Origin of the sequence: Ottowia cancrivicina, assembly GCF_029813755.1 — a bacterium.
Taxonomy (GTDB): Bacteria; Pseudomonadota; Gammaproteobacteria; order Burkholderiales; family Burkholderiaceae_C; genus Ottowia; species Ottowia massiliensis.
Map to the genome: position 1 here is coordinate 1 of NZ_JARVII010000116.1, position 322 is coordinate 322.

1 pseudogene is annotated in these 322 nt (G+C 67.4%); it reads left to right on the top strand.

The features are described 5' to 3' along the window. Positions 1–322 (top strand): annotated as a pseudogene (locus QB898_RS13295) (serine--tRNA ligase); the annotation flags it as partial.

Genomic DNA, 322 nt, shown 5'->3' on the forward strand with positions numbered 1-322 from the left:
CGCGCTTTGCCTTTCTGCGCGGCCCCGCCGCCCGCCTGCACCGGGCGCTGGCGCAATTCATGCTCGACGTGCAAACGCAGCAGCACGGCTACACCGAGTGCTACACGCCCTACATCGTCAATGACCGGGCGCTGCGCGGCACCGGCCAGCTGCCCAAGTTCGAGGCCGACTTGTTCGCCGCCCGAAAAGGCGGGCAGGAAGGCCAGGCCGAGCCGATGTACCTCATCCCCACCGCCGAAGTGCCGCTGACCAACTACGTGCAAGGCGAAATCCTGGCCGAAGCCAGCCTGCCCCTCAAACTCACCGCGCACAGCCCGTGCTT